General features: G+C 73.8%; 3 protein-coding genes. 1 reads left to right on the forward strand and 2 read right to left on the reverse strand.

Features of this window, described 5'->3' with window-relative positions:
- The first annotated feature begins 1 nt into the window (after position 1).
- Complete coding sequence (locus tag VGE03_RS07330) at positions 2-952, forward strand: homoserine kinase (protein ID WP_331045820.1); 951 nt, start codon at positions 2-4, stop codon at positions 950-952.
- Here the strand turns inward: VGE03_RS07330 and thrC are convergent.
- On the reverse strand, positions 949-2,319 hold the full coding sequence (gene thrC / locus VGE03_RS07335; protein ID WP_331045821.1) for a threonine synthase: 1,371 nt from the start codon (positions 2,317-2,319) through the stop codon (positions 949-951). The two genes, VGE03_RS07330 and thrC, sit on opposite strands and share 4 nt — an antisense overlap.
- A 60-nt stretch (positions 2,320-2,379) precedes the next feature.
- Positions 2,380-11,325 (reverse strand): autotransporter outer membrane beta-barrel domain-containing protein, encoded by an 8,946-nt coding sequence (locus VGE03_RS07340; RefSeq protein WP_331045822.1) that lies wholly within the window; start codon positions 11,323-11,325, stop codon positions 2,380-2,382.
- Positions 11,326-11,364 lie beyond the last annotated feature (39 nt).

The raw sequence follows: 11,364 nt of genomic DNA on the forward strand, positions 1-11,364 counted from the left end.
CATGGCCGTCTTCACCCCCGTCGAGGAGGCCGACGCCGAGCCCTTCATTAGCCGCTACGGGCTGGGCGCCCTGCGGTCGCTCACGCCCATCGCCGAAGGAGTGGAGAACACCAACTACCGCATCGACACCGACCGGGGCCGGTTCGTCCTGACCCTGTTCGAGGGCCGAACCGACGCCGCCGCCCTGCCCTTCTGCCTGGGTCTCACCGCCCACGCTGCGGACAAGGGCCTGCCCTGCGCCCGACCCGTACGGAACGATCAGGGACGGGCCGTCGGCGAGCTGAACGGCCGCCCCGCCGCCGTCCTCGAATGGCTGCCCGGCGCGTGGAAACGCGACCCGTCGCTGACGCACCAGCACGCCGCCGGCGCCCTGCTGGCCCGGCTGCATCTGGCCGCCGCCGACTTCTCGCTGGAGCGATCCAACCCGGTCGGCCCCGCCGCCCGCCGCGCCCTGTTCGAGCGCTGCCTGACCCGCGCCGACGCCGCGGATCGCGGCCTGCTGGATCGCATGGCGCCGTGGGTGACCGGCCCCTGCGCCGACCCCGGCGCCGCCCTGCCGCGTGGCCCGATCCACGCCGACTACTTCCCCGACAACCTGCTGTTCGAGGGCGACGCCCCCAGCGGGCTGATCGACTTCTATTTCGGTTGCACGGACAGCTACGCCTACGACCTGGCCATCGCCCTTTCGGCCTGGGGCTTCGACGCCGACGGCCTGCCCCTGACCGGCGCCCTGGCCGCCTTCCGGTCCGGCTATGAGTCCGTCCGCCCCCTGACGCCCGCCGAGGCCGCCGCCCTGCCCGCGCTCGGCGCCGTCGCGGCGGTGCGCTTCACCCTGACCCGGCTGCATGACCAGCTGTTCCACGACCCGACCCGGCTGGTCACGCCCAAGGACCCGGCGCCCTTCCTGAGACGGCTGGACTGGTGGACCGAACAGGCCGCGCTGGCGGCTTAGCCAATCGCCGCCAGCACCGCCTCCAGCGTGGCGTCCACGGTCTCGAACCGCTCGGCCTTCCCCTCCAGCCCCTGCAACTGAGGCGGGCGTTCGGGCGCGAAGCCCAGCGCGGCCTCGACGCTGTCGGGGAATTTGGCCGGGTGCGCGGTCGACAGGGCGACGACCGGCCCCGTCCGCTCGATCCGCCGCGCCGCATGCAGGGCCACCGCCGTGTGCGGACAGATCACCCGCCCGTTCTCGCGCCAGGTCCGCTGCATCTCCGCGACCGTCTCGGCCTCGCTGACCGAGACCGCCGACACCTCGCGCCGCAGGGCGGCCAGCACATCGCCCGGCAGGGTCACCTGCCCGGCCTTGTTGAAGTCCTCGAACAGGCCGCGCGTCAGGTCCGCGTCCCGGCCCGTCGCCTCGAACACCAGCCGTTCGAAATTCGACGGCGCCTGCACATCCATGCTGACGCTGGCCGTCGGCTCAGCCTGGGTTCGCTCATAGACGCCGGTGTGCAGCGCCCGCACCAGCGCGTCGTTGCGGTTCGTCGCCGCCACCAGATCGCCGATCGGCAGGCCGCACTGGCGCGCCACCCAGCCCGCAAAGGCGTCGCCGAAGTTGCCCGTCGGCACCACATAGGTCGCCGGTTCCGCCAGCTTCGCCGCCGTCGCCGCATAATAGGGCGCCTGCCCCGACAGGCGCGCCCAGTTGATCGAGTTGACCGAGCTGACGCGCCGGTTCGCCTTCAGCGCCTGAACGCCCAGCAGGGCCTTCACCAGCCGCTGGCAGTCGTCGAAATCGCCGCGCACCGCCAGGTTCAGCACATTGGACGCGCCCGTCGTCGTCATCTGCAGCCGCTGCATCGGCGACACCCGGCCCAGCGGGTGCAGCACCACCAGATCGATCCGCTCGGCGCCCGCGAAGGCCTTCACCGCCGCCGCACCGGTATCGCCGCTGGTCGCGGTCAGCAGCAGCAGCCGCTCGCCCGAGGCGGCCAGCAGGCTTTCGGCCATCCCGGCCACCAGTTGCATGGCGAGGTCCTTGAACGCCGCCGTCGGCCCGTGGAACAGCTCGAGCACATGCAGGCCGGGCTCCAGCTCGACCAGCGGGACCACGTCCGGATGCAGGAACCGCTCCTGAACCCGCCGCGTCGCCGCCGCCAGCGCGCCCGCGGGCAACGCCTCGCCGACGAAGGGCGTCAGCAGCCGCTCGGCCAGGGTCGCATAGTCCGCCCCGCCCGCGGTCAGGTCGTCCAGCGACAGCGTCGGCCAGGCCGACGGCGCGAACAGGCCGCCGTCCGGCGCGATGCCGTTGATTACGGTTCCGGCGAAATCGACGAGAGGCGAGCGGCCGCGGGTGCTGACGTAGGACGGGGAGGTCATCCCCCTTCGTCGGCAAGTCCGGCGCGCCCGTCAATGACGGACCGGCGCGCCGGAGCCGGTTCAGAACTTCACGTGGAAATTCACACCCGCGGTGTGGCTTTCGATCTTCTCTCCGTACTCGCCGACATAGTTCAGGCGCAGGGACAGGCCCGTGTCGCTCTCGAACCGGATGTCGGCGCCGACCCGCCAGGCCTGCTCGTCGATCGGGGTGGCGATATAGGCCGGCAGGGCGTCCGGGTTGGAGCCCAGCAGGCGCATCGGCGCCACCAGTTCGTCGTCGGAGTGGAACACCCCGCCGATGGTGATGGCGGCCGAGGCGCTGGAGGCCTCGCCGTATTCCGAGCGGAAGCCGAAGCCGATCTCGGGGTTCAGGGTCCCGATCACATCGGTGTCCGCATAGCCTTCGACGCCCAGCCCGGCCATGCCCTCCTCGGAGAAGCCGGCCCGGTGCAGGGCCGTCACCGACCCGCGCAGGGCCGGACGGACGTAGAAGCCGCCGGCGCCGAAGATCCGCGCCACCTCGGCGTCCGCCCGCAGGTAGCCGGAGTCATTGCCGGACTCGCCCTGCAGAAGCTGGAAGACATTGCTCAGGCGCGTGGTCTCGGTGACCTGCCAGCCCGCGCTGACCGACACCCCGACCTGGGCGCCGTCCGGAGCGGTGCGGCGCAGGCCCAGACCGCCGTGGAAGCCGTCGCCCTCGAACACGGCGCGGCCGCCGTCGACGAAGTTGTGGCCGAGGTCGTCGTAGCCGAAGGCGCCGCCGACCATCCAGCCGCCGCCGCCCAGCCGGATCGGCTGCTCGAAGCCGGTGCGGAAGCGGGCGACGGACTCGGCGTTGATGCCGAAGTCCTCGCTGTCGCCTTCGCGCTCGAACTCGCCGGTCTCGACCTGGGCCCAGGCGCAGCGCCCGTCCGCCGGGGCCAGATCAGAGCCGCAGGCGAAGATCTGGTCGGCGAAGTCACGCGACGCCGAGAACTGGAGCACCGACGGCGTCAGCAGAGGTTCCGGGTTCAACTCATTGAAGATTTGAGCGTAAACGTCCTCGTCACCGACCTGCAGATTGCCGATCAGGGCCATCAGCTGGCCGATGCCCGACGACCCGCCGTAGGCGATGGCCGAGTCCATGTGCAGGCCCAGATGGCGGCCGTTCCGGTTCAGGAAGTCCTGTCCGAAATTGGTGTTGAACGCGAGGTGCACGCCGTCGGCGTCCGCCTCGATCCGGTAGTCCATCGCCAGGGTGTCCTCGATCTCCAGGCCGTGGTCGACGCCCGCGCCGCCGGTGGCGAACAGGGTGACGCGGTTGGAGTTCTCCAGCCAGGTCAGGATCACCTCGCCCGTGCCGTCGACGGTGGCGTCCCCGGTCACGTTCACCCGGTCCGAGGCGTAGGGGCCGAAGGCGACGTCGAAGGCCAGATGGCCGTCATCGGTCTGCACATAGTCCCCGTCCAGCGCGACCGTGTTGATCACCCGGGCGCCGTAGAACAGGTTGGTGGACGGATCGCCCTCGGCATCCAGATTGCCGAAGGTCGCGCCGCCGGCCAGATCGATCGGCGTGCGCGAGGCGCTCAGCCCCATCAGGAACTCGCCCGCATTGGTCAGGGTCCCGGTGCTGCCCGGACCGTCGCGCAGGTCGATGCTGTTGAAGGCGAGGAAGGTCCCGCCGACGTCGTTGAGCACCGCATTGGCGCCCGACCCCAGATCGATGTTGCCGATGATCAGGCCTGTGTTCTCGATCCGGTCATCGCCCACGCCGGTGTCCACGGCCAGGCCGGAGACAGCCGACAGCGAACCGGAGGTGCGGATCAGGTTGGACGCGCCGCCCTCGATGCGGACGCCGACGCCGTCGCCCGTGCCGCCGCGGACCAGATCGTCCGACAGGATGGTGATGTCGCCCGCGCCCGCGCCGCCCAGCGACTGGGCGAAGACCGCCGTCGAGCCCGCGCCCGGGGCGAAGACCATGCCCGAGATGTCGAGCGTGATCGCGCCGCCGGCGCCCGCGCCGCCCGCCGTGCCGGCGAAGACGCCGTCCACCCAGCCGCCGCCGCCGCCGATGCTCTGGGCGATGACGCCGAAGGCGCCGTCTCCGGTCACCACGATGGCGCCGGTGTGATCCAGCAGGATCGATCCGCCCGCGCCGCTGTTGGCGGCGCTCAGATTGACGGTCGCATTGTCGAAGGTGCCGAACACCGCCCCGCCGCCGCCGCCGATCGACTGCAGCAGCAGGCCGTGCGAGCCGAGCCCGGAGGTCCGCAGGTCGCCGCTGTGGACCAGGTCGATCGCGCCGCCGTCGCCGTCGGCGCCCAGGGTTCCGCCCAGGTTCACGATCGGGGCGTTGACGCCGGACAGCAGGGCCGCCCCGCCGCCGCCGCCGATCGACTGCACCACCAGCAGGGGCGAGTGATCGCCCTGGCTGATCGCGCCGCCGCTGAAGTCGGCCGTCACCGCGCCGCCGTCGTTCCCGGAGCCGCCGACCGCGCCCAGGGTCACCGTCGCGACCGTGTCGCCCGGCGCCGCCAGCGGATCGAAGATCACCGGCTGGACCATCGGGATCAGCGCGTCCCCCTTGTCGGTCAGGGCCGGGGTGACCTGCGGTCCGCCCGCGACCACGACCGGATCGGTCTTCGAAGACAGGCCCGGCAGGATCGAGGGGACCGGATCGCCGCCCGTCTTGGCCGACAGGCCCGGCATGACTTCCGGGCTCGGGGCCGTCGGCAGGGCCGGTGCGCCGTTCGCTGACCCCGCGCCGGTCACCGAGACCACGGCGAAGCCGCCGCCGCCGCCGATCGACTGCAGGATCGCCGCCGGCGACAGGTCGCCCGCCGTGGCGATGCGGCCGATCTGGGTGCGGTTGATGTCGCCGCCGTCCGAGGTCATGCCGTTGACGCCGCCCAGGCTGACGCTGACCTCGCCCAGCAGCGCGCCCGCCGGGACCTCGAGGTCCAGCAGGCCGCGGCCGCCGCCGCCGCCGATGCTCTGGAACAGGGCGCCGGGCGAGCCCTCGCCCACCGTCGTCAGCGCGCCGTCATGGCTGCCGCGAATGTCGCCGCCCTCGTTGTCGACGCCGTCGACGCCGCCCAGATCGATGCCGAAGTTCAGCGGGGCCGCCGGCAGGCTGACCGTGGCGTCATTCAGCGGCGCCAGGGTCGCGCGCAGATTGACCGTGCCGCCGCCGCCGCCCAGCGACTGGATGAAGGCGCCCACGCCGTGATCGCCGCCGACGCCGAAGGTGCCGCTGGTGTTCACCGTGACCAGACCGGCGTTCATGCCGCTGGCGCCGTCAGCGCCCGCCCGGGCCTCGGCCAGGGGATCAGCCGGAGGCGGCGGGGGACCGCCGATGAAGGGCACGCCGGGCAGGCCGGTGATGCCGTCGAACGTGATGTCCAGCGAACCGCCGCCGCCGTTGATGCTCTCGGCCTTGATGGCCATGGCCCCGTCGCCCAGCACGGTGATGTCGCCGGTGTGGTTCACCGTGACCGTGCCGCCGATGCCGCCCGCGCCGCCGTTCAGGGCGCCGATCAGGGCCGAGACCGCGTTGCCGATCACCAGGCTGCCCGGCTCTCCGGTCAGGGAGAAGCCCATGCTGGCGTTGCCGCCGCCGCCGCCGATCGACTGGGCCAGGATGCCGTGGGCGCCGGCGCCCCGCGTCGTGATCGAGCCGCTGTTGTTGACGATGACCGCGCCGCCGTCGCCGCCGGACCCGCCCGCGCCGCCGATGGTGATCAGCGGGGCGTTGCCCATGGCGCCGATGATGAAGTTGCCGGCGATGGCCAGGCCGCCGTTGCCGCCCCCGCCGCCCAGCGACTGGGCGAAGATGCCGTGCGCGCCGTCGCCCGTGGTGTCGATGACGCCCAGGTTCTCGACGGTCACACCCCCCGCGCGGTTGCCCGCGCCGCCGTCGCCGCCGAAGTTCAGGCCGAAGCTGAAGCTGTCGGCGCCCGAGCGCATGCCGGTCAGGGACAGGACGGTCGAGCCGTTGCCGCCCCCGCCGCCCAGCGACTGGGCGAAGATGCCGTAGGCGCCCTCACCCTCGGTGATGATCAGGCCGGTGTTGGCCGCCGAGGTCGGACGGTTGATCACCGTCACATTGCCGCCGGTCCCGCCGGTGCCGCCCGAGCCGCCGACGTTGATCGCAAGCCGGTGGGTGACCTGCTCCGTCGTCGTGCCGCCCGCGACCACGTCCAGCACGAGGCCGGCGTTGCCGCCGCCGCCGCCGATGCTGTTGGCGCTGATCCCCGCGGCGTCGCGACCCTGGGTCCAGATCACGCCCTCGTTCAGCACATTGACCGTGCCGCCGCCGCCGCCCGAACCGCCCGAGCCGCCGATGTTTATCGACAGGTCGTTGTTGTTGCGCTGGCCCTGCAGGCGGGCGTTGATCGCCGCCCCGCCGATGCCGCCGCCGCCGCCGATCGACTGCGCCCGGATGCCGTAGGCGCTGGCGCCCTCGGTGGTGATGACGCCGCGGTTGACCACGTCGACCAGCAGGCCTTCGCCGCCGGTGCCGCCGCTGCCGCCCACGATGACCGAGGCGGTGTTGCTGGTCGCCGCCCCCGGAGAGCCGCCGACCATCAGCGCCAGGGTGCGGGCGTGGCCGCCCACCCCGCCGCCACCGCCGATCGACTGGGCCAGGATGCCGTCGGACTCCGTTTCCAGCGTCGCGATGCGGCCGTCGTTGTCGACATGGACCTCGCCGCCCGCGCCGCCGGTGCCGCCCGTGCCGCCCACGGCCACGGCCGCCGCACCCGCCGCGCGCACGATGGCGTTGGCGCCGGTGCCGCCGACCCCGCCGCCGCCGCCGATCGACTGGGCCAGGATGCCGCGCGACTCCGCCTGACGGGTCACGATCTGCGCGTGGTTATCGACCTCGACCCGGCCGCCCGTGGCGCCCGAACCGCCTTCCAGACCGACCGAGACCCCGGCGCTGTAGCTGGCCGCGTCATTGCCGGTGCCGCTGGTGAAGGAGGCGCCCACGGTGAACGAGCCGCTCGAGCCGCCGCCGCCGCCGATCGACTGGGCCAGAACGCCCGACGACATCCGGCCGTCGGTCTCGATCTGGCCTCTGGAGGTGACGGTGACCCCCCCGCCGCCGCCGCCGGTGCCGCCCAGGCGGCCCAGCGTCAGGTTGACGTTGTTGCGCGACAACGGCCCCAGGGCCAGGTCGAACGAGGCGTTGCCGCCGCCGCCGCCGATGGACTGCGCCCGGATGCCCGCGGCGTTGACGCCCTCGGTGCCGATATCGCCGTCATGATCGACGAAGACATCGCCGCCGGTGCCCGCCGCCCCGCCGCGTCCGCCCAGGGCGAAGCTGAACGAGGTGGCGTTGTACAGCAGCCCGGCGCTGATGTTCAGGAAGGAGCTGCCGCCCCCGCCGCCCAGCGACTGGGCGTGGATGCCGTCGCTGCCGTCGCCCGTGGTGAAGATGTCGCCCGCGTGGCGGACCCTGACGGTGGCGCCGTTGCCCGCGTCCCCGCCGTTGCCGCCGATGCCGATGGTGGCCGCCAGCGGGTTCTGGTTCGGAGACCGTCCGGTCGCCGCCAGCGCCAGATTGATCTGGGCGTTGCCGCCGCCGCCGCCGACCGACTGGGCCATCAGCCCGGTCGAGCCCGCCCCGAAGGTGCGGATCAGGTGCGGATCGGCCGCGCCGCTGCTGAGGTAGCCGCGCGTCACGGTGACGTCGCCGCCGTGGCCGCCGGCGCCGCCGAAGCCGCCGATGCCGATGGCGACCGGCTGGCCCATGGGGGCGATCGCGCCGGTGGCGTTGATCCCGCCGGTCCCGCCGCCGCCGCCGATCGACTGCACCAGCACGCCGACCGAGCCGCCGTTGAAGTCCGTCGCCACCAGCCGGGTCTGGCCGGTCACCGGATCGACCACGCTGCGGGCGTTGACGATGATGTCGCCGTTCGAGGTCAGGGTGGCGCTTCCGGCGTCCGCGCCGGCGCCGCCGTTGCCGCCCATGCCCGCCGCGAAGGCGAAGCCGTTCAGCCGGTTCTGGCCGCCCGACAGGGAGATGTTGGCCGCGACGTTCAGGCCGCCCGCGCCGCCGCCGCCCGCGACCGACTGAACCAGGATGCCATTGGATTCAACGCCTTCGACCCAGATCTGGCCGTTCTGACGGGCGGTGACATTGCCGCTGATATTGCCCGCGCCGCCGAAGCCGCCCAGGCCGAAGACCAGCGAGGGCTCATTGGTCGCCGGGTCGGAGGTGAAGCCGCCCGAGATATTGATCCCGCCCGCGCCGCCGCCGCCGCCGACCGACTGGACCAGCAGGCCCCGCGACCGCGTGCCGCCGGCGAACAGGTCCGCATCGACGTCCGCGCGCACGTCGCGCGCCAGACCGCCGGCGCCGCCGAAGCCGCCGATCCCGGCGACCAGCTGGCCGTCCATGGAGATGGCGCCCGAGACGTTGATGCCGCCCGCGCCGCCGCCGCCGCCGATGGACTGCGCGCCCGCGGCCACCCGGTCGTCGCCGGCCGAGACCACCTGCACCCGGTCCGTGCCCGGCGCACGGATGATCAGATCGACCTCTCCCGCGTCCCCGCCGCCGCCGCCGAAGCCGCCGATGCCGATCGCCGCCGACCGGCTGGCGCCCGCGCCGCCGGGAGTGGTCAGCGAGATCTGGCCGGTGACGTTCAGCCCGCCCGCGCCGCCGCCGCCGCCGACCGACTGCACCAGAACCCCGTGCGACCCGCCCGACCGTTCATGCCAGGACGGGATCACCAGGTTCATCCCGAGGAAGAGGCCGGTGATATTGATCTCGGGGTGGACGACGTCCACGCCAACGCCGTCGGCGATGACGTTGCCGGTGATGGTGGCCGAGGCGCCCAGGGCGTCGCCGCCGCCGCCGCCGAAGCCGCCCAGGCCGAAGCCGAAGCCGCCGGTTGAGCCCTGCATCGAGCCGGCGATGCCGCCCGAGACGTTCAGCCCGCCGGCGCCGCCGCCGCCGGCCACGCTCTGGACGATGATCCCGTCCGAATTGGCGCCGCTGGTGAAGGTGTCGCCGGTCCGGGTCAGGGTCACGGCGCCGGAGTTGCCGCCGCCGCCGCCGAAGCCGCCGATGCCGATGGAGGCCGTGCCCGACGTGCCCAGTCCAAGGGCGATGTTGCCCGTGACGTTCAGCCCGCCCGCGCCGCCGCCGCCGCCGATCGACTGGACGGTCACCCCGTCCGCGTCGTCGCCCTCGGTCTGGTAGTCGCCGATGACCGAGGCGGTCACCGTCTCGCCGCGCCCGCCCAGGCCGCCGAAGCCGCCCATGCCGAAGCCCAGCGCCACCGAGGCGTTGTTGGTCACGGTGAAGGCCACCTGACCGGTGATGTTCATGCCGCCGGCGCCGCCGCCGCCGCCGACCGACTGGATCAGCGCGCCGTAGGAGCCGTCGCCGACGGTGTTGACGTCGCCGGTCAGGCTGGCGTTGACAACGCCCGCGCGGCCGCCGCCGCCGCCGAAGCCGCCCAGACCCACGCCGATGACGCCCGCGACGCCCTGGCCCGCCGCCAGACCGCCGGTGATGTTGAAGCCGCCCGCGCCGCCGCCGCCGCCGACCGACTGGATCAGGGCCGCGTGCGCGTCGTCGCCGAAGGTGATGATGTCGCCGGTCAGGGTCGCCGTCACATCTCCGGACAGGCCGCCGTCGCCGCCGAAGCCGCCCACGCCGACGCCCAGGACTCCGCCGCCGCCGCCCGCGCCCAACGACAGGGACACCCCGCCGGTGACGTTGAAGCCGCCCTGGCCGCCGCCCCCGCCGATCGACTGGATGCTGGCGCCGAAGGACCGGTCGCCGACCGTAAGGATGTCGCCGGTGAAGGTGGTGGTGACCACGCCGCCCTCGCCGCCGCCGCCGCCGAAGCCGCCGACGCCGACCAGCAGGTTGCCCGCCACGGTCTTGGAGCCGGCGATGCCGCCGGTGATGTTGAAGCCGCCCGCGCCGCCGCCGCCGCCCACCGACTGGATCAGCAGGGCCGAGGCGTCGTCGCCGCGGGTCTCGATGTCGCCGTTCAGGGTGGCCGTGACCGCGCGGCCGTCGCCGCCCCGGCCGCCGCCGCCGCCCACGCCGACGCCGATGTTGCCGGCCCCGTCCTTGGCGATCGACACGCCGCCGGTGACGTTGAAGCCGCCGTTGCCGCCGCCGCCGCCCAGCGACTGGGCGGTGATCCCCCGGGCGAAGTCGCCCAGCGTCAGGACCGAGCGCAGGTCGTCGTCCGGATCGGCCACGCCGACGTTGACGTTCAGGGTCACGATCCCGGCGTCGCCGCCGTCCCCGCCCTGACCGCCGACGCCCACGCCGACCGTGCCCGCGCCGTTGGCGGCCACCGACACGCCCGCGCTGACGTTGAAGCCGCCGGAGCCGCCGCCGCCGCCGACCGACTGGGCCAGGATGCCGTCGCTGTGCGCGCCCGCCGTCTGGGTCACGCCCGTGACGCTCAGGCCGACGTCGCCGGCCCAGCCGCCCCCGCCGCCCGAACCGCCGACACCGACGTTGACCGAACCGGACACCGCCTGGTTGGCCGAGATGCCGCCCGAGATGTTGAAGGCGCCCGAACCGCCGCCGCCGCCCAGGCTCTGCGCCACGATGGCGGACGACTGGTCGCCCAGGGTGGTGACGTCGCCGACGACCGTCCCGCCGACGCGCGAGGCGTTGCCGCCCGTCCCGCCCGCGCCGCCCAGACCGACCGACAGGCCGATCCCGCCGCCGCCCGAGCCGACGATATTGCCGGAGACGTTGAACCCGCCCGCGCCGCCGCCCCCGCCCACGGACTGGACCAGGAAGCCGCCCGACTGGTCGCCGAGGGTGACGATGTCGACCGCGCTGGCGTCGACCTCGCCCGCGTGGCCGCCGCCGCCGCCCGCGCCGCCCAAGCCGATCGCGACCGCCCCGGCGTAGCTGCCGCCGCCGCCGATCGTGCCGCTGACGTTGAAGCCGCCCGAACCGCCGCCGCCGCCCAGCGACTGGACGACCACGCCCGCCGACTGGTTGCCCATGGTGTAGACGGCGCCCAGGGCGTCGCCACGCACGCGCAGGCCGTCGCCGCCGTCGCCGCCGGCGCCGCCCAG

Source organism: Brevundimonas sp., from assembly GCF_036400995.1.
Lineage (GTDB): Bacteria > Pseudomonadota > Alphaproteobacteria > Caulobacterales > Caulobacteraceae > Brevundimonas.

What these genes read in the sequence shown, in the direction of transcription:
- VGE03_RS07330 (WP_331045820.1), top strand. Translation starts at nt 2, where the DNA reads ATGGCCGTCTTCACCCCCGTCGAGGAGGCCGACGCCGAGCCCTTCATT.
- thrC (WP_331045821.1), bottom strand. Translation starts at nt 2,319, where the DNA reads ATGACCTCCCCGTCCTACGTCAGCACCCGCGGCCGCTCGCCTCTCGTC.